Source organism: Ectothiorhodospira lacustris, assembly GCF_022227785.1.
In the GTDB taxonomy this organism is placed as follows: domain Bacteria; phylum Pseudomonadota; class Gammaproteobacteria; order Ectothiorhodospirales; family Ectothiorhodospiraceae; genus Ectothiorhodospira; species Ectothiorhodospira lacustris.
The window spans coordinates 1-18,764 of record NZ_JAJNQM010000071.1; the positions used below are offsets into that span (position 1 = coordinate 1).

The following is an 18,764-nucleotide window of genomic DNA, read 5'->3' on the forward strand; positions in this document are numbered from 1 at the left end:
CGGCAGACCTTGGATAGCCCTCAATGAGCAGTCGCGCCATGATCTCGCGCCGTTCCTGATCACGGAGCGCCTGCCAGGCACCGATCTCTTCCAGTGTTCGTCCGCAACCGATGCAGCGGCCGTTTTCTGCCCGGCAGATATTGATGCAGGGGGTCAGCATGATGGTGGGTTCCAAAGCGGGTGGATGTCTCCGCTTTCAGACCGTGGCGCTACCGGCAGGTTTCCCCGGATGACCCATGATGGACTCGATCCAGCTGGCCAGGATCTCCCGATCCGGCGCCTGTCCCGGGCGAGTTGCTCGTTGCCGGGTGCCCCAGATCGCTTCGGGAAAGTGCGCATCCTCCCGAAAGCGGGGGATCACATGCCAGTGAAGATGGGGAACCTGATTGCCAAGGCTGGCCAGGTTGATTTTCTCCGGCTTCATCAGGGCGCGCAGCGCCCGTTCCGTGGCCAGGACGACGCCCATCAGGTGCTGTTGCTCCAGCGGGACCAGATCGCTCATTTCAGCCACGTGGTCATGCCAGATCACCCGGCAGAAGCCGGGGTAGTCGGGGTCCTCCACCAGGATGACCCGGCAGCAGCTATCCTGCCAGACCAGTGTTTCATCGCGGGGGGTACAAAGTGGGCATGGAAGTAAAGTCATTGGGTCTCCCTCGTCGTCATGGAGAAGGACCGACATGGCTGTGCCAAGCCCTCCCGACTTGGGTAAGTTAGCACCTTTCCCCGGCCCGCAGTCTTTGATCATGACCGACAGGCAGCTAGAACAGCCGCAGGATCTCCTGCAGGTTCATGACTTGTCGACCGTCCACTGAGAGCATGCCGGCGTCCAACTCCAGGGCCATGCGGATCAGGTCGTCATCCCAGTGGGTCACGAAGGGCATCATGCGTAGTAAAAAGGACCATTCCAGCCATTGCTGTTCCACCAGTCGATCCAGATGGGGACCTTCCGCGCCCGGGAACTGCTCCAGCAGGTAGGATCGCATGAGCGCCTTGATCAGGGCGGGCTGGACCTGGACACCGGCGGAGCCGTGCAGGGCTTCCAGGCCCGCAAGGCCTCGGCTTAGATCCAGCGCAGGATTTTTCTTCAGCCCCAGGGTCAGCCGGCCTTCGAATGAGCCTGCTTCGGCGTGCTGCAGGGACAGCGTATCAACGGCGATCATGGCGCCCCGGCTGAGCAAGGCGTGCAGGCCAGCCTCCCGAGCGGCCGCGTCTTCGCTGGTTCCGCTATCCGTCATGGCTCTGAGTTCAACCAGGCCTGAAAAGCTCACGTCGGATCCCATGCTCACCTGACCGCTTTCCAGCAGCTTGGATCCGTCAAGGATGAGGGGTCCCCAGGCCAGGATCACGTCACTTTTGAGCCGGTCCGCTTCCCGCTGATTGTGCCAGCGGAGTTTTACGTCCCGCATCTCCAGGGAGTCATGGCGGTCTTCCAGCCGCCAGCGTGTAATCCGGGTTTCGGACTGAGCTTGCGTCAGGATGCCTTCTTCAACCAGGGCATCTTCCAGCACAAACTCCAGCGATTCCAGCAGGAGCTCGAGATTTTCATCCTGCACCTTGATCCATGCCCGTGGCAGATCCAGGGACAGTCGGTCGAGGCGGCCATCCTGTCGCCAGTGGCCGACCAAGCGCCACGCCGACCAGTCGGCCTCTCCCTGTCTTTGGCCCAGGGCATTCATGATTCTGCCCTGATAGCCTTCACCATGGATGCTGACGCGGTGCTGGTGTCGGGTATGGAATTCAATGTCGTAGCGGGCCCAGTCTTCGCCCTGATAATCCGGCAACACCTGTCTCCAGGTATCGGATAGCAGCAGCTGTCCTTCCACATCGGCGATCTTACCCAGTAGTCCCGGCAACCCATGGGTGGTGACTTCGGCGTTACCTGATAGCTCCAGGTAAGGGAGTTCGGTTTCCTGTCGTTCGGTGAGCAGCGGGTAGAGCGGGCTATCGGGTGCGGGTATGAAGCGTAGCCGATATCAGATGAATCCTTGCTTGCGATCATAATCGGCCCACAGTAGGTGCAGGCCGGGCTGTGTGCTGTCGATTTGCCCGAGGTGTTCCAGGCTGGCTTCGATTCGGTCCGCTGCCGCCTTATGCACCCACTGGTTCAGGCCGAGGAGGGAGGCGCCCAACAGCAGGGCGACCATGGCTGTCAAGACGATGACTCTGGAAGATCCGAGACCGAGTGCTTTGGTGGGCATGAGGGTGAAATCCAGACGGAATGAGGTGGAGACCATTCTAGAGCATGAGCATGTCCGCAGTTGCAGGATGCGACCGGTATCTTCGGCCATGGGGGATGAAGCGGACGGGCGGGATCAGGCCTCGGGGCGTGGTAAAGAAAGACGGTCATGAAAAAGGGCAGCCCATAGGGGCCGCCCTTTTCACTGCGACTGGTGCCGGCAATAGGAGTCGAACCTACGACCTTCGCATTACGAATGCGCTGCTCTACCAACTGAGCTATGCCGGCGGCACTAAAAACCGGTTTGATCCTTTACATGCTGCCGAGAGAGGGCACGGCAGGCTCACGGAAAGGCTGCTAAGTTTAGTGCATGAGGAGCCAGGACTCAACCAGACCGTTGCAACCGCAGATCCATCATCATGGGGCAGTTCAATAACGGGGTCATCGGCATCACCGGTGCCCATTATCTGGTGGTCGGGGGCATGACCGCCCACTGACGCAGGTCCTCCTGCCTTCCCGGCGCGCCATGGACGGGAGGACAGGGGGGCATGCCCGCTATGGATCAGTCTTCCAGGTAGGTGTATCCGGACAGACCGTTGTCCAGTTCCTTGAGGATCTGCCGCTGCATGGCCTCGTCCAGACCCGCGGCCGCCACCTTGGTGCGATAGGCGCCCGCCAGCAGCTCGGTGTCGAAGTGCACGTAGCGCAGCAGTTCCTCCACCGTGTCACCCTGTTCCGGTTCCACCACCTCGTAACCGCCGTCCCGGGTCAGTACCACATTGATGGCGTCGGTGTCGCCGAACAGGTTGTGCAGGTCTCCCAGGATCTCCTGGTAGGCCCCGACCATGAAGATCCCCAGCAGATACTGCTCTCCGGGGCGGAACTCGTGCAGGGGTAGGCTGGGGACGATGGTCTCGCCGTCCACATAGCGGTCTACGTGGCCGTCGGAGTCGCAGGTGAGGTCCTGCAGCACCCCCAGCCGGGTGGGCCGCTCATCCAGCCGGTGCAGGGGCATGATGGGAAAGATCTGGTCGATGGCCCAGACGTCCGGGATGGATTGGAACACGGAGAAGTTGCAGAAATACTTGTCCGAGAGCTTTTCCGTGAGTTCGTCGGCGATATCCCGGGGCAGGCGCTGGGCATGCCCGGTCAGCAGCCTTCGGCAGGTGGCGAAATAGATCTGCTCCGCCAGGGCCCGATGCTCCAGGTCCAGCAGGCCGTGGGTGAACATGGACTGCACTTCCCGCAACCAGTCCACCATGGTGTGAAAGACCTCGGTGGGGGCACTCTCGGCGGTGCGTTCGAACAGGCTCCACATGTCCAGCAGTACCGCCGGGGCCTCTTCATCGGGGGGCTGGATATCGGCGGCTACCGGGGCGCGTTCGGTGTCGATCACGTTGGTGATCAGTACCGCATGATGGGCGGTCATGGCGCGGCCGGATTCGGTGAAGATCTCAGGCGGCGGCAGGTCGTATTCCCGGCAGGTATTGGCCAGGATGCGCACCAGGCTGTCGGCATAGTCCTGCAGGCTGTAGTTGATGGAACACAGGTTGCGGGAGCGGGTGCCCTCGTAGTCCACACCCAGGCCGCCGCCGGCGTCCACCACCTGGATGGGGGCGCCCAGGCGATGCAACTCGGCGAAGAAGCGGGAGGCCTCGTACATGCCCGACTGGATGTCGCGGATATTGGCGATCTGGGAGCCCATGTGGAAATGCAGCAGCTGCATGCAGTCCAGCATGTCATGGTCCCGCAGCTGATCCAGCAGCTTCAGGGCCTGGGCGGCGGAGAGCCCGAACTTGGCCTTTTCGCCGCCAGTGTTCTGCCACTTGCCCTTGCCCATGGAGGCCAGCCGTACCCGCATGCCTAGGGTGGGGCGGACCCCAAGGTCGCGGGCGGCCTCGATCACGCCGTTCAATTCCGAGGGCTTCTCAATAACGATGTAGACCCGGTGGCCCAGCAGCTGGCCGATCATGGCCAAGCGCAGGTATTCCCGGTCCTTGTAGCCGTTGCAGACGATCACACCGCCGGGGCGGGCGAGAGCCAGCACCGCCATGAGTTCCGGCTTGCTGCCTGCCTCCAGGCCCACCCGTTCGCCGCCGCAGGTGAGGATGCGTTCCACCACGCTGCGCTGCTGATTCACCTTGATGGGATAGACGGCGGTGTAGCGGCCGGGGAACTCGTTGTCCTCGATGGCCTGATCGAAGGCCTCGGTGAGTCGCTTCACGCGATCGCAGAGGATGTCCGGAAAACGCACCAGCACCGGCACGTCGATGTTCAGGCCGGACACATGGCTCACCAGTTCGAACAGGTCCACGCCTGGATGATGGGCATGGGCGGGCGGGCGGACGATCACGCGGCCTTGATCGTTGATGTGAAAATAGTCGCCGTTCCAGTGGGGGATGTTGTAGGTCTGGCGGGCGTTATCCGTCGTCCAATCTGTCATGATGGGCCTTGTCGATCAGCGCGAATGGAGGGCCGGTGATCCTGTAACACCGGCCCCGGTAAAGCGGGCCTATGATACTCCCTATGCCGGTGCCCCGGGGAGCCTGCAGGGGCCTTCCCGACGGTTGGAGTGTCCTTCGTCATCCGAGCTTCAGGCGATCCAGGCGCAGGCGCTCCCGTTCATCAAATAGCCGCCGAGATCCCAGCCAGATGGCACCCAGGGTACCGAAGCCGGTGCCTGCAGTAATGAGAAACATCACCAGAATCTGGTATTTCACCGCCTCCATGGGCGGTGTCCCCGCCATGATCTGGCCGGTCATCATGCCGGGCAGACTCACGATGCCCGCCGCCGCCATGGCATTGATGATGGGCATCAGGCCGCTGCGGGCCGCCTCCCGGCGAATGTCCTGGATCGCTTCCGTCCAGGTTTGCCCCAGGATCAGGCGACCTTCGATCACCCGCCGCTGCTGCCAGGCGGATTGAGTGAGCCGATCCAGGCCCAGGGCGATCCCGGTCATGGTGTTGCCCAGCAGCATCCCCAGCAGGGGGATGGCGTACTGGGGCTCCCACCAGGGGGCCGGGCCGATGATGACGGTCAGGGCGAACACCGTGGCGGTGAAGGCGGAGACGAACATGGCCAGGGTGCCGATGCCGTAGGCCCACCAGCCGGTGAAACGTCGCCCCTGCCGGGCCACCACTTCACGCCCTGCCACCAGCAGCATGACCGCTGCCATGCCGGCCACCCAGTGCAGGGCGGCATGCTCGAACAGGGTCTTGAGCACCAGACCGATCAGCAGCAGCTGCACCACCGTACGCGTGGCCGAGACCAGTAGGCTCCTCGACAGTCCCATGCCCACTCGGCTGGTCAGGGCCGCCAAGGCAATCACCAGCAGGGCTGCCAGACTAAGGTCCATGGGTGACAGAGCGATGACGTTCATCCGTTTGACTCCGTCAGTCGACCGTTTTCCATCGTGAAGAGGCGGCCGCCCAGGCGGCTGCGCTGGTCCGCGTCATGACTGACCCACAGGGCGGCGGCATCGCTTTCGCGCAGATAATCCCGGATCAGGCGTTCCATGGTCCGGGTATTGTCCGGGTCCAGGTTGGCGGTGGGCTCGTCCAGCAGCAGGACTCGAGGACGGTTCTGCAGCACACGCACCAGCGCCAGCCGTTGCCGCTCACCGCTGGATAGCCGGTCCACGGTCCAGGTGCGCACATCCGGCGTGAAGCCCAGGGCCTCAAGCCAGTGCTCATCCCCTGACTGCAGATGTTCACCCACGGTGTCCGCCCACCAGGCCGGATCCGCGGGCAGATAGCCCACTCGCCGCCGCCAGCCGGCCCCGGAAAATGTGTGCCTGGGATGCCCTTCCAGTCGGATCTGACCTTCATTGCGGTCAAGATCGGTGATGGCCCGCAGCAGCAGGGACTTGCCGGCGCCGGAAGGCCCGGCCACCTGGACCACTTCTCCGGCGTGCAGGCTCAGGTCCAAAGGCCCGATCTGGGGGGTGCGCAGTTGTTGGATCTCGAGCAACAAGGGCGTGTCCGGTGAATCGTCCATGAGGACAGGGGCGGGATGGCGTTCCGGAGTGCGAAATTCGTTCATTATAACGGCCTTGACGGCGGTCGCCAGGAGGCTTGCACCCGTGGCCGGGGTTCGCTAGGGTGAATCCGGTGCCCCCAGCTTATGTAGGTTGTAAGCCTGCGCTGCCAAGGCGGGACAACAGAATATCAGGGACCGGTGCAGGGTTCGAATGCCAGGGGCATTTTGCGAGACTCACACGATGAACACACAGGAGAAGTGACGATGACTGATCGCGACAATACCCTGAGTCGGCGCCGTTTTCTGAAGTTCGGCAGCTATGGCCTGCTGGCCGTGCCCATGGCCGGGCTGGGCTGGACCACGACGGCCATGGCCATGGAGCGCCTGAGCGAGGATGATCCCGCTGCTCAGGCCCTGGAGTACCGGCATGATGCCGCGGGCGTGGAGCATCCGGCCTACGAAGAAGGGCAAACCTGCATGAATTGTCTGCTGTACAGCGATGCCAGTGCCCAGGACTGGGGTCCTTGCACCGTATTCCCCGGCAAGCTGGTATCCGCCAACGGCTGGTGCACCGCCTGGGTGGCCCGCTAATCGCCAACCAAGGAAGCCGCCCGACGCCCATGCTCGGGCGGTTCCCGCATCGCCGCCCTGCTCAGCAGGCGGCGGCTTCCACCCTCGCCCGTCCGGTCCGGCTGATGACGATTCGTCGTCCCACCTCCCCATGGCATAGCCATACCGAACCCATTTGCAGCGCGCCGTTCAGGCGACGGGTTTGCCCGTCGTTGCGATAGGCGATGTATTCCCCCATGGTGCCGTTGGCGTGGATGGTGACTGATGCGGGCACGGAATCGAAGTGACGAATGACCGTGTCGGGTTGAATCACCGGCCCCGTGGCCGGGTGTTCCACCACGCCGACGATCCAGCCTTCGGCATAGGATGCGGATGCACACCGCAGGCCGTCCGTGGAGGGGCAGAGCAGGGCATGGTGGCCGCGCTTCACCGCCTCCCAGCGGGCCGTGTGGAGGGCGCTGATGAAAGTGTTGGTGGTGGTGATCAACCGCTGTTCCCGCGCCATCCCCGCAAAACCGGGGATGGCAACGGTGGCAAGCACCGCGGCAACGGCAAGTGTGATGAGCAGTTCGGTGAGTGTCAGTCCGTATTCCCTGGACATATGCCTCTCTCCTTGAGGTTCTGACCGCCGACCGGCAGCTTAACCCGGGCGGGTGGTGTGGACAAGCGGCGTTGACCGGTATAGGCGCTGTTATAATCTTGCCACTGAATTGTGGCTCGAGGGTCTGCGCATGACCGTATTGGACGGCGCCCTGCTGGCAGGTGCGGCACTGGTGCTCCTGGGTTACCTGCTGGTGGTCCTGGCGGGTTTTCGCCGGGAATTCATCTGGGGGGTGATCAACCTCGTCCCCGTCGTCTCGCTGGCCTTTGTATTGCTGCACTGGCACCGGGCCCGAACCGGCTTTCTGGTGTCGGTGATGGGGCTGCTGGTGCTCGGCGGAGCCCTGCACGGGGGTGCCGACCGGACCGTGGAGCAGACCCTGGAACGGTTCGGTGTGGGGGTGGACATTCAGATGCCCGTCACACGCCCCTGGGATGTGGAACTGCCCAACCAGGCCTTGGTCCGTCGGATTGAGGAGGAGACCGGGCAGCCGCTTGAGATTGTCGAGTACGATCCCTTTGCGCCGGTTCAGCCCCTGCCCCCTGCCTCCAGTTTCAGGTTGGAAGCGGATCCCGCCCCCGCGCCCCGAGCCTACCGAATGGTCCTGCCGGCTGAACTCCCCCAGCTGGAGGGTGCGCGTATGCGGCTGGTGCTGGGTGACGGGGTGGTTCGGGAGGGCAATCTGATTGCAGTCACGCCCACCAGCCTCTATCTGCAGCAGGTCATCCTGGGGGGGCATGTGGCCTTCGAGTACCGGCGCCGGGACATCCGGCGCATGGAGGTCTGGGATCGGATGGGTGCCGCGCCTCGGGTCCCGCCGTCGGCTGAAGTGCAGTCCCTGCCCGATGAGCCCGACGTGATCTTCGAGGCGGATTGAGTCCTTGTCGACGTTTCCGCAAAATTCGCCTGTTACCGTGCCCGCGAAGGTGTTTTGTCGTCACTCCCGCGCAGGCGGGAGTCCAGGGCAGTCCGTCACTGGATTCCCGCCTGCGCGGGAATGACGGATGAGGTGCGGGAATGACGGGCCGGTTGCGGGGTTTCCAACGTATTGATTCTTGAGTGAAGGAGAGGACGGTTTGAGTTACAACACCGAAGGCATGACGTGCTATGTCTATCGCAGCAGTCGCAAGCAGGACACCTATCTCTACCTGCCTGTAAAGGATGACTTCTCATCCTTGCCGGATGCCCTGATGAATGTGTTCGGTGCGCCGGTGTTTGCCCTGGAGTTCGAACTGACCCCGCAGCGCAGGCTGGCCCGGGAAGATGCCGCCCAGGTGATGGAAAACCTCAGGATCCGGGGGTTTCATCTGCAGATGCCGGTGGAGAACCAGACACCGGCCTGATCAGTCCAGGATCTGTGTGTCCTCATGGAGATAGGGGGGGGCACAGGCACAGAGGATGCGCAGGGGTACATTACCGGTGTTGTGGACCTTGTGGGCGGTCCCCGGCGGTATCCTTACCGTATCTCCCGAATTCACCGGGAATACCTGCTCCCCCAGATGCATCATGCCCTCGCCTTGGGTGAAGTGATAATGTTCCTCGGTCTCCACATGGGCATGCAGTCGGGTACAGGCCCCGGGCCGCACCAAGGCCTCCGCCAGGCTCAGGGCGCCCTCGCCATTCAGGCGGGGATGCATGAGTTCCCGGATCTCCGATCCATCCAGCGTCTGATACGGAGCAATGTCCTGGTAGCGAGTCTTCATGGGAAGGCCTCCTGGTTCGCAGGGTTTGCAGGGCATCCATGATGCCCAATTTCTTCTTTGAATACCCGCTTTTAAGTGCATATTCCTCCGCCTCGCCATATCCGCGCAACTCTGCGGGCTGTATAATCCTCGCCCCCTTTGCCCAACAATTCCCCGGCGGCAGGCCGTTTTTCCCATGACCGACAAGCTTCGCAACATCGCCATCATCGCCCACGTGGACCATGGCAAGACCACCCTCGTGGACAAGCTGCTGCAGCAGTCGGGAACCCTGGATGCCCGGGCGCAGGTGGTGGAGCGGATGATGGACTCCAACGCCCTGGAGAAGGAGCGGGGCATCACCATCCTGGCCAAGAACACCGCCCTGGAATGGAACGGTTACCGCGTCAACGTGGTGGATACCCCCGGCCACGCCGACTTCGGCGGCGAGGTGGAGCGGGTGCTGTCCATGGTGGATTCGGTGCTGCTGCTGGTGGATGCCGTCGACGGCCCCATGCCCCAGACCCGATTCGTCACCGCCAAGGCCTTTGCCATGGGCTTTCGTCCCATCGTGGTGGTGAACAAGATCGACCGTCCCGGTGCCCGGCCCGACTGGGTGGTGGACCAGATCTTCGACCTCTTCGACCGTCTGGGCGCCAGTGAGGAACAGCTGGACTTCCCCGTGGTGTACTGCTCGGCCCTGAAGGGTTTCGCCGGCCTGGACCCCCGCGTGACCGACGGCAACATGGACCCCCTGTTCCAGACCATCATCGACAAGGTGCCGTCCCCCCGCGTGGATCCCGAAGGTCCCTTCCAGATGCAGGTGTCCTCCCTGGACTACAACACCTATCAGGGCCTGATCGGTATCGGCCGCATCACCCGGGGCAAGGTCAGAACCAATACCGCCGTCAAGGTTATGGACCGGGAAGGCAACGTCCGTAACGGCCGTGTGCTGCAGATCCTGGGCTTCCGGGGGCTGGAAAGGGTGGAAGTACCCGAGGCCCGCGCCGGGAACATCATCGCCTTCACCGGTATGGACGAACTCTACATCTCCGACACCATCTGCGATCCGGCGGCGGTGGAACCCCTCAAGGCCCTGACGGTGGACGAGCCCACCGTGAGCATGACCTTCCAGGTCAACACGTCGCCCTTTGCCGGCCGTGACGGCAAGTACGTCACCTCCCGCAACCTGCGTGAACGTCTGCTGGAAGAACTCAAGCACAACGTGGCCCTGCGGGTGGAAGAAACGGATGACCCGGACAAGTTCCGCGTCTCCGGCCGAGGCGAGTTGCACCTGTCCATCCTGATCGAGAACATGCGCCGAGAGGGCTTTGAACTGGGTGTATCCCGCCCGGAGGTCATCGTGCGCACCCGTGAAGGGGTCAAGGAAGAGCCTTATGAGATGGTGACGGTGGACGTGGAAGAGCAGCACCAGGGTGCCATCATGGAAAAGCTGGGCAGTCGTCGCGGCGAGCTGCTGGACATGATCCCCGACGGCAAGGGTCGCGTGCGTCTGGATTACCGGGTACCCTCTCGCGGCCTGATCGGTTTTCAGACCGAGTTCCTGACCGCCACCTCCGGCACCGGCATCCTGCATCATGTATTTGACAGCTATGGCGAGTTCCGCCCCGGTGCGGTGGCCCCGCGCAACAACGGGGTACTGATTGCCAACGGCACCGGCAAGGCCCTGGGCTTTGCCCTGTTCAACCTGCAGGAGCGTGGCCGCATGTTCATCGGTCCCGGCGAGGAGGTTTACGAGGGCATGGTGATCGGCATCCACACCCGGGACAACGATCTGGTGGTGAATCCCCTCAAGGCCAAGCAGCTTACCAATATCCGCGCTGCCGGTTCCGACGAGAACATCATCCTCACGCCCCCCCTGCGCCTGTCCCTGGAGCAGGCCCTGGAGTTCATCGAGGACGATGAACTGGTTGAGGTCACCCCCAAGGCGATCCGGGTGCGCAAGAAGCTGTTGCTGGAACACGAGCGCAAGCGCGCCTCCCGCTCCAGCGGCGGCTAAGCCGGCCGGGGCGGTCCTGTTTTAGGGGCCGTCCTGTGGTGGAGGCGCAGCCCTGATTGCGAACAGTCAGGCCTCGCTGGCCCGCCACCGGTCCATGGCCCGGTAGCTCAGGGCCTCCATCAGATGAGGCACCTCGATCCGGGGTGCCTCATCCATGTCCGCCAGGGTGCGGGCGACCCGCAGGATGCGGTGATAGGCCCGTGCCGAGAGTCGGAACCGGTCCATGGCCGTTTCCAGCAACTGTCGGTGGGCCGCTGCCAGCGTGCAGACTCCTTCCGTCTCCCGCCCGGACAATCCCGCATTCAGCTTCCCCTGCCGCGCCAGTTGCCGATCCCGGCAGGCGGACACCCGCGCCCTGACCACGGCGCTGGATTCCGGCGGTGGGCCAGGCTCCAGCAGCACATCCCGGGGCAGTCTGGGTACCTCAATGGACAGGTCGATCCGGTCCAGCAACGGGGCCGAGATGCGCCCCCGGTGGCGTCGCCGCTGCTCCGGGGTGCAACGGCAGTTGGCCCCCAGGTCGCAGTCATAGCCTTGGGGGCAGGGATTCATGGCCGCCACCAACTGGAATCTGGCCGGGAACTCCGCCTGCTGGGCGGCCCGGGAGATGGAGATTCGGCCTGTCTCCAGGGGTTCGCGCAGCACGTCCAGGGCCTTGCGGTCAAACTCCGCCAGTTCATCCAAGAACAGAATGCCGTTATGGGCCAGGGAAATCTCTCCGGGTTTGGGGCGCGAGCCTCCGCCCACCAAGGCTATCCCCGAACAGGTGTGATGGGGGGTGCGAAAGGGGCGGGCACGCCACCGGGCGGGGTCGATGCCGTGGTGACTGACGGCATGCAGGGCTGCGGTCTCCAGGGCTTCGGTCTCACTCATGGGTGGCAGTAGCCCGGGCAACCGGCTGGCCAGCATGGTCTTGCCGGTGCCGGGCGGCCCGACCATCAGCAGATGGTGACCGCCGGCGGCGGCAGCCTCCAGGGCGCGGCGGGCTTGAGGTTGGCCGCGCACGTCCGCCAGATCCGGTTGCGATACCGGATCGCCCATGGCCGGTGGGGTGCGCACATGGGCGGAGAGCGGGGCTTCGCCGCGCAGGTGGGCGCAGACTTCCAGCAGATGGTCCGCCGCGATCACGTTCACATCGTCTACCAGTGCCGCTTCGTCCGCATCGCCCCGGGGCAGCATCAGGGTGCGCCCCGCCCGTCCCGCGGCCATGGCTGCCGGCAGCACGCCGCGTACCGAACGCAGTTCACCGGTCAGGCCCAGCTCTCCCAGGAACTCCAGGCCGTTCAAGGCCTTGAGGGGGATCTGTCCCGAGGCCGCCAGGATCCCCAGGGCAATTCCCAGATCAAAGCGCCCGCCTTCCTTGGGCAGGTCCGCCGGTGCCAGGTTGGCGGTAATGCGGCGGGCAGGGAATTCAAAACCGCTGGTCTGGATGGCGGCCCGAACCCGATCACGGCTTTCCTTCACGGCGACTTCCGGCAGGCCCACCATGGCGAAGCTGGGCAGGCCGTTGGCCAGATGGACTTCGATGTGTACCGAGGGCGCCTGGATACCCAACTGGGCTCGGCTGCGGATGACGGCAAGGTGCATGGGTCCTTCCATGGGGCTCGTCCTTGATCGCCGGACTATAACCTAAAGTCGGCATCCCCGGCACCTCTATGGGGCTTCGAGTATCCGTACCAGGATCACCCCGTTGCGCGCGTGCAGCACTTCATAATGATGGTGCTCCAGGCGCGCCAGGGAGTCCTCCTTGGTGACCGCCACTTCTCCCGGCTCCGGCATGCGCCGCTCCACGCCCCGATTGGCGTAGATGCTGAAGCTGGGGTTGTTCAGGCGCCACATCACCACCGTCTCCGGCAGATCCCGGGCCGCCAGGCCGGCATCGCGGATGGGGGATTGCTGTACACCGGCCACCGCCGGCAGCAGGAGTCCCGCCACGCCCACGTTCAGGGTCAGGCCGATCAGGAACAGGCGATAGCCGCGCTGGATGCGTCGATCCAGCATGAAGAACAGACAGGCCGCCAGGGCGATGACGAAGAAGGCATGCCAGATGGGGCCGAAATGCACATGGTGGTCCGTCAGCAGGGCGAGAATGAAGGGGTCGTCCAGATGGGGTTTGATCAGGTCCACCAGATGGGGCAGGGTCAACAGCCCTGCAAACAGCAGGGCCGGGGGCAGGAACAGCCAAAACCGGCTGCGGACCTGGTCCAGATGCAGGGCCATCAGGATGAACAGGGGCGTGATGCCGTAGAAGATGTAATGGGGCAGCTTGGTGCCGGCCGCCGAAAACAGTACCAGCACGAACAGGAACCAGGTCAGCAGATACCCGTGAAGGTCCTCGCGGAAGCTCTCCCTCACTTCCCACAGGGTCCGGATCAGCACCGTGGTATAGGGCAGCAGGGCCACCAGCAGTACCGGCAGATAGAAATAGAAGGGACCTTCATGCCCATGCATGGGGGCCTGAAAACGACCCAGGTTGTGCTCCAGGAAAAAGCCCATCAGGAACCCCGGTCCTTCCCGCCAGGTGATGGCCAGATACCAGGGCAGCACGATGAGCAGGAACAGCATGATCCCCAGGGGATTGAAGGCCGCCCGCAGCCAGGACCGCCACTCGCCCTTGAGACCATAGAAGATCAGGCTCACCGCCAGCGGGATCACCACTGCCACCGGTCCCTTGGTCAGAAAGCCCAGCCCCATGCACAGGAACGCCAGATAGACCCAGCGAACCCCGCCTTCCTTGAAATGCAGGTAGATGGCGAACATGGCGCCGACGATGAAAAGATGCAGGGCGGCATCGGCGATGGCGGCCTTGCCGATGACGATCACCCCCAGGGACGTGGCGCCGATGATGGCGGCCGCCAGTGCGGTATGACGGTCACAGACCCGCCGCATGAAGGCGAATATCAGCAGCATCCAGCCGGTGGCGGCCAGGGCCGAGGGTAGTCGCAGGGCCAGTTCGTTGAGCCCGAAGGCGCTCACGCTCAGGGCCTGTAGCCAGTAAATCAGGATGGGCTTATCATACCGCGGCTCGCCGTAGAGATAAGTGGCGATGAAGTCCCCCCGGGCCAGCATGTCCCGGGTCGCTTCACTGAACGCCCCCTCATCCAGGTCGAACAGCGGCACGCCGTGCAGGTTGTAGAAGAAGGCTGTGAACAGGGCCGCAGTGAGGAAGGCCCAGAGGATGCGGGGCGACAGTTCCTGCAGGTCCGTCGGGTAATAGGTATGGATACGTGGCACGATGTCGGCTTGTAGGGCTTGGATGGAATGAACGCAGTTTAACCCGGTCGTGGTGTCGGCGGCAGGGTTTCGCTTTGTCGACGGGTGGCAGTGTGTTGGGATATTTCCGGATGTTGAGGCCGCGCGCCAGAACCCTCGTTTCCATCATCATCTTCCTGGCCTTTGTCGGGCTGGTGGAAGGCTTCTACGGTTGGGGGGCCATCCTGGTGCCCTGGCGGGATCTGTCGCCGGCGGCCCTGCTGGCGGCCGGTCTGCTCACCCTGCTCACCTATGTCTTGCGTGCCTGGCGGGTCTATGACTTTTACCGACCGGTGATGCGAGGCCGTTTCCCGGCCTGCCTGCGCCTGACGCTGATCCACAATCTGCTCAACAATCTGCTGCCCATGCGTACCGGCGAGTTGAGCTTCCCGGTGCTGATGGCGCGCTACTTCCAGGTGCCTGCGGTCCATTCCGTGCCGGTGCTGCTCTGGTTTCGCCTCATGGACCTGCACGTGCTCGCCGCCTTCGGTCTGGCGGCGGTCGGCACCTGGCTGGTGGGCTGGCTGCCCGCGCTGGCGGCGACGCTCCTGTGGTTGTTCACCCTGCCCCTGGTGCGTCGCGCCTCACCCCTGCTGCAGCGCCGACTGGCACCGCACGTTCAGGGGCGATGGGGTGGCTTGATCCTGCAGGCCCTGGAGGCCTTGCCGACCTCTCCCCGCGACTTCTGGCGTGCCTGGGCCTGGACGGCACTGAACTGGAGCGTCAAACTGGCCGTCTTTGTCTGGGTGCTGGCCCTGTTCCTGGAGGCCCCCGCCGCCGCCCTGTGGCTGGCGGTCATCGCCGGTGATCTGACCAGTGTCCTGCCGGTACACGGGGTCGGAGGTGCCGGTACCTATGAGGCCGGTGTGATGGCGGCTCTGCTGCCTTTCGGCGTGTCGGCGGAACAGGCTCTGGTGGGCGCCGTCAATCTGCACCTTTTCCTGCTTGGATCCACGCTTGCCGGCGGGCTGTTGTTGCCCTGGCTGCCGGCAGCCAACGAAGAGAAATAGAGAATCATGTCCGTCAAACCCGAAGGCGATGCCGCGGCGGCTCAGGCCGTCACCGATGATCAGGGCTACGCCGTCTACCGCACCGAGGAGGCCCTGAGCCTGTCCCTGGTCATTCCCATGTACAACGAGGAGGATAATGTGGCCCCCTTGGTGGCCCGTATCCATGAGGCCTTGGGTGATCTGTCCATGCCCTGGGAAGTGGTGCTGGTGGATGACGGCAGTGCCGACGCCACGCCGGACCGCATGCTGGCGGCCCGGGAGCAGTATGGACGCCATGTGCGGGTGCTGACGCTGCAGCGCAACTTCGGCCAGACTGCGGCCATGCAGGCGGGGATCGACCACGCCCGCGGCAGCGTCATCGCCACCCTGGATGGTGACCTGCAGAACGATCCGGCGGATATCCCCGTCATGGTGCGGCGACTGCTGGACGAGGACCTGGACATGGTGGCGGGCTGGCGCAAGGACCGTCATGACGATCTGTGGAAACGCAAGGTGCCGTCCCGCATCGCCAACAAGCTGATCCGCTGGACCACCAAGGTGAACCTGCACGACTACGGCTGCAGTCTCAAGGTGTTCCGGGCCCAGGTCCTCAAGGGAGTGCGTCTCTACGGCGAGATGCACCGCTTCATCCCCGCCTGGTTCGCCACCCAGACCTCGCCGCGGCGCATCCGCGAGCATGTGGTGACCCATCATGCCCGTGCCCATGGCGACTCCAAGTACGGAATCTCCCGCACCTTCCGGGTGATCCTGGATCTTTTGTCGGTGTATTTCTTCATGCGTTACAAGGCACGCCCCGGGCACTTTTTCGGTTCCATCGGCCTGTTCTTCGGTGCCCTGGGTGCGGTCATCCTGGGCTACCTGGCGTCGGTCAAGGTGTTGCTGCAGGCGGATATCGGCACCCGGCCGCTGCTGTTCGTGGGGGTGATGTGCGTGCTGGTCTCGGTGCAGCTGCTTACCACCGGCGTGCTGAGCGAGCTGATGGCCCGGACCTATTTCGAGTCCGGCCGGATCCGCTCCTACGTGGTGCGCGAGCGGACCCGGGAGGACGCCGCCGGCGATGACTGGTGCCGTCGCGGTTGAGACTGTCGTGATGACCCCCCGGTGTGTGCGTGTCCGGATGCGTCGGGCAGGGCGGCCTTGGCCCTTGCGTGGGCCTTTCTGATGATTGTCAAGGACGTAGGCGGTGAGGTTGTGACACACTCACTTTAGATTATTAGTGTTTACTAATGGTCTCCGGTTTGCCATTCATATCCCGGAGTGACACGTGTCGATACGCTCAGGTCTTCTCATTCTTTCGCTGGTGCTGTTGCCGGCTCCCTTGCCGGCCCTGGCCGGCGAGACCATCCCCCAGCCGGCGGAGACGCGCCTGTCCTCCACGGCGGATCATCGCAAGTTCGAGCAGCTGGCGGGACCGTTCCACAGCGGTCCCGAAGTCACCCGTGCCTGTCTGGAATGCCATACGGAAGCCGCGCCGCAGGTCCATCGCAGCATCCACTGGACCTGGCGCTTCGAGCAACCGGAAACCGGTCAGGTCCTGGGCAAGCGATTTGCCCTGAACAATTTGTGCCAGGGCATTGCCGGCAGTTATGAGCGCTGCAGCAGTTGCCATGTGGGTTACGGCTGGGAAGACGAACACTTCGACTTCACCGCCCAGGACCGGGTGGACTGCCTGGTCTGTCACGACACCACCGGCACCTACGTGAAGTTCCCCACCGGCGCCGGCCACCCCCCCTACGAGGACACCCCGTTCCGGGGCAAGCTGTTCAAGGCGCCGGATCTGGCTCATGTGGCCCGCCATGTGGGCAAGTCCAGCCGGGAGACCTGTGGCACCTGTCACTTTGAAGGCGGCGGGGGCGACGCGGTCAAGCATGGGGATCTGGACAGCTCACTGCTGGGGCCGCCCCGCACCGTTGATGTGCACATGGCGCCCGACGGACTGAATTTTTCCTGTGCCACTTGCCATGAATTCACCGGTCACATCCAGCAGGGCAGTCGTTATCAGCTCAAGGCGGCCCCGCAGGCGGGTGTCGCAGTGCCGGGGCGGGAGAGTGACCGGCCTGCCTGCGAGTCCTGCCACGGCTCGACGCCCCATGACACCGGCATCCACAACAAGCTCAATCAGCATGCTGAATTCATTGCCTGCCAGACCTGCCATGTACCGGCCATCGCCCGGGGCGGATTGCCCACCAAGACGCTCTGGGATTGGTCCGTGGCCGGTCGGCGGGACGCACAGGGGCGCCCCGTGGTGGAAATGGAGGACGGTCTGGTGGTCTATGACGGCATGAAGGGTGCCTTCCAGTGGCGGGAAAACTATGCACCGGAGTACCGCTGGTTTGACGGCAACATGCGCTACACCCTGCTGGGTGATCCCATCGATCCATCCGGACCGGTGGACGTGAACGTGCCGGAGGGCGGGCCGGGGCAGCCCGGGGCCCGGATCTGGCCCTTCAAGGTCATGGCCGGGCGTCAGCCCTACGATACCCGGCACAACGCCCTGCTGGTGGCCCATCTGTTCGGGCGTGACGAAAACGCCTTCTGGCGGGGCTATGACTGGGATGCCGCCCTGGCATCGGGCATGGCCACCGCCCTCCGGGTGGGTCAGACCGAGGTCGGGTTCAGTGGCGAATACGGGTTTGTCGACACCCGCATGTACTGGCCGGTCAATCACATGGTGGCGCCCGGAGAAGACGCCCTGAGCTGTGAATCCTGCCACAGCGTGGACGGTCGGCTGGCGGAGTTGCCGGGGGTCTACATCCCCGGGCGTGACCGTCACCCCTGGGAACCCATCGGCTGGCTGGCGGTATGGCTGACCCTGCTGTCGGTGGTGGTTCACGGCCTGGGGCGCTATCTGATCCACCGTCGCCGAATGAGGGGGTCTGCATGAGCAAGTTACGCATCTTCACACTGTTCGAGCGTGTCTGGCACTGGGCGCAGACGGTCCTGATCTTCGGCCTGCTGTTCACCGGGCTGGCGCTGCACGGCAGTCATGGTCTGATCGCCTATGACACGGCCCTCAAGGCCCATATCGTCATGGCCCTGAGCCTGATCGGTCTGTGGGCCTTTGCCATCTTCTGGCATGTGGTGACGGGGGAGTGGCGCCAGTACGTGCCCACCCACCGGGGATTGCCGGCGGTGATGCTGTACTACGTCTACGGGATCTTCTCCGGCGAAGCCAAGCCCTTCGTGACATCACCGTCCAGCAAGCATAATCCGCTGCAGCGACTGGCCTATTTCGGTTTCAAGGCGGCGATTGCACCGGCGTTGTGGGTATCCGGTCTGCTGCTGCTGACCTACGCCGCCTGGAAGGGGACGTTCATGGGCGACCTGTTGCCCCTGGCCTGGGTAGCCTACGCCCACGTGGCGGCCACCTTTGCCCTGATGCTGTTCCTGATCGGCCACATCTACATGGCCTCCACCACCGGTCATCCCTGGTATGCCTATCTCAAGTCCATGGTGACGGGGTATCAGGAGGGCCAC

General features: G+C 63.8%; 19 protein-coding genes and 1 tRNA gene. 8 read left to right on the plus strand and 12 right to left on the minus strand.

Features of this window, described 5'->3' with window-relative positions:
• From LQ952_RS16070 to LQ952_RS12550, 8 genes are all read right to left on the minus strand, one after another.
• The coding region (locus tag LQ952_RS16070) for a DUF1289 domain-containing protein (RefSeq protein ID WP_430733773.1) at positions 1-160 on the minus strand (160 nt) is incomplete at its 3' end.
• Positions 161-196: 36 nt separating this feature from the next.
• Entirely contained in the window at positions 197-643 is a 447-nt protein-coding gene (locus LQ952_RS12520; protein ID WP_238622972.1) for an HIT family protein, read from the minus strand.
• 115 nt (positions 644-758) lie between these two features.
• On the minus strand, positions 759-1,823 hold the full coding sequence (locus LQ952_RS12525; RefSeq protein ID WP_238622973.1) for a DUF945 family protein: 1,065 nt from the start codon (positions 1,821-1,823) through the stop codon (positions 759-761).
• A 150-nt stretch (positions 1,824-1,973) separates the two neighbouring features.
• Positions 1,974-2,198 carry a hypothetical protein gene (locus LQ952_RS12530; protein WP_238622974.1) on the minus strand — a complete coding sequence of 75 codons (225 nt, stop codon included), beginning with the start codon at positions 2,196-2,198 and terminating at the stop codon, positions 1,974-1,976.
• A gap of 190 nt (positions 2,199-2,388) precedes the next feature.
• Positions 2,389-2,464 (minus strand) — tRNA-Thr (locus tag LQ952_RS12535).
• 274 nt (positions 2,465-2,738) lie between these two features.
• Complete coding sequence (gene speA / locus LQ952_RS12540; protein ID WP_238622975.1) at positions 2,739-4,619, minus strand: biosynthetic arginine decarboxylase; 1,881 nt, start codon at positions 4,617-4,619, stop codon at positions 2,739-2,741.
• A 139-nt stretch (positions 4,620-4,758) separates the two neighbouring features.
• On the minus strand, positions 4,759-5,556 hold the full coding sequence (locus LQ952_RS12545; protein WP_238622976.1) for an ABC transporter permease: 798 nt from the start codon (positions 5,554-5,556) through the stop codon (positions 4,759-4,761).
• Positions 5,553-6,173 (minus strand): ABC transporter ATP-binding protein, encoded by a 621-nt coding sequence (locus tag LQ952_RS12550; RefSeq protein ID WP_238622987.1) that lies wholly within the window; start codon positions 6,171-6,173, stop codon positions 5,553-5,555. Before LQ952_RS12550 ends, LQ952_RS12545 begins: the two co-directional genes overlap by 4 nt.
• Before the next feature lie 246 nt (positions 6,174-6,419).
• On the opposite strand from LQ952_RS12550, the gene LQ952_RS12555 reads away from it, so the two are divergent.
• Entirely contained in the window at positions 6,420-6,746 is a 327-nt protein-coding gene (locus LQ952_RS12555) for a high-potential iron-sulfur protein (protein WP_238622977.1), read from the plus strand.
• Positions 6,747-6,807: 61 nt separating this feature from the next.
• On the opposite strand, the gene LQ952_RS12560 is transcribed toward LQ952_RS12555, so the two are convergent.
• Positions 6,808-7,326: a GspH/FimT family protein gene (locus tag LQ952_RS12560; RefSeq protein WP_238622978.1), complete on the minus strand. Its 519-nt coding sequence runs from the start codon at positions 7,324-7,326 to the stop codon at positions 6,808-6,810.
• 130 nt (positions 7,327-7,456) lie between these two features.
• On the opposite strand from LQ952_RS12560, the gene LQ952_RS12565 reads away from it, so the two are divergent.
• Positions 7,457-8,203, plus strand: a complete 747-nt coding sequence (locus tag LQ952_RS12565) for a hypothetical protein (RefSeq protein WP_238622979.1) — start codon at positions 7,457-7,459, stop codon at positions 8,201-8,203.
• Positions 8,204-8,423: 220 nt separating this feature from the next.
• Entirely contained in the window at positions 8,424-8,669 is a 246-nt protein-coding gene (locus LQ952_RS12570; protein WP_238622988.1) for a YcgL domain-containing protein, read from the plus strand.
• Here the strand turns inward: LQ952_RS12570 and LQ952_RS12575 are convergent, their stop codons facing one another.
• Entirely contained in the window at positions 8,670-9,029 is a 360-nt protein-coding gene (locus tag LQ952_RS12575; protein WP_238622980.1) for a cupin domain-containing protein, read from the minus strand.
• A gap of 175 nt (positions 9,030-9,204) precedes the next feature.
• Between LQ952_RS12575 and typA the strand changes: the two genes are divergently transcribed.
• Positions 9,205-11,025, plus strand: a complete 1,821-nt coding sequence (gene typA / locus LQ952_RS12580; protein ID WP_238622981.1) for a translational GTPase TypA — start codon at positions 9,205-9,207, stop codon at positions 11,023-11,025.
• 66 nt (positions 11,026-11,091) lie between these two features.
• On the opposite strand, the gene LQ952_RS12585 is transcribed toward typA, so the two are convergent.
• Both LQ952_RS12585 and LQ952_RS12590 read right to left on the minus strand, forming a co-directional pair.
• Positions 11,092-12,612, minus strand: coding sequence for a YifB family Mg chelatase-like AAA ATPase (locus LQ952_RS12585; RefSeq protein WP_238622982.1), 1,521 nt, complete (start codon positions 12,610-12,612; stop codon positions 11,092-11,094).
• 66 nt (positions 12,613-12,678) lie between these two features.
• Complete coding sequence (locus LQ952_RS12590; protein WP_238622983.1) at positions 12,679-14,259, minus strand: ArnT family glycosyltransferase; 1,581 nt, start codon at positions 14,257-14,259, stop codon at positions 12,679-12,681.
• Positions 14,260-14,369: 110 nt separating this feature from the next.
• Between LQ952_RS12590 and LQ952_RS12595 the strand changes: the two genes are divergently transcribed.
• The 4 genes from LQ952_RS12595 to LQ952_RS12610 form a co-directional block, all read left to right on the plus strand.
• Positions 14,370-15,287, plus strand: coding sequence for a lysylphosphatidylglycerol synthase transmembrane domain-containing protein (locus LQ952_RS12595; protein WP_238622984.1), 918 nt, complete (start codon positions 14,370-14,372; stop codon positions 15,285-15,287).
• Between the two features lie 6 nt (positions 15,288-15,293).
• Complete coding sequence (locus tag LQ952_RS12600; protein WP_347402083.1) at positions 15,294-16,367, plus strand: glycosyltransferase family 2 protein; 1,074 nt, start codon at positions 15,294-15,296, stop codon at positions 16,365-16,367.
• A 184-nt stretch (positions 16,368-16,551) separates the two neighbouring features.
• Positions 16,552-18,171, plus strand: coding sequence for a tetrathionate reductase family octaheme c-type cytochrome (locus LQ952_RS12605; RefSeq protein ID WP_238622985.1), 1,620 nt, complete (start codon positions 16,552-16,554; stop codon positions 18,169-18,171).
• A partial coding sequence (locus LQ952_RS12610; protein WP_238622986.1) for a cytochrome b/b6 domain-containing protein occupies positions 18,168-18,764 on the plus strand: 597 nt, incomplete at its 3' end. The genes LQ952_RS12605 and LQ952_RS12610, both read left to right, overlap by 4 nt.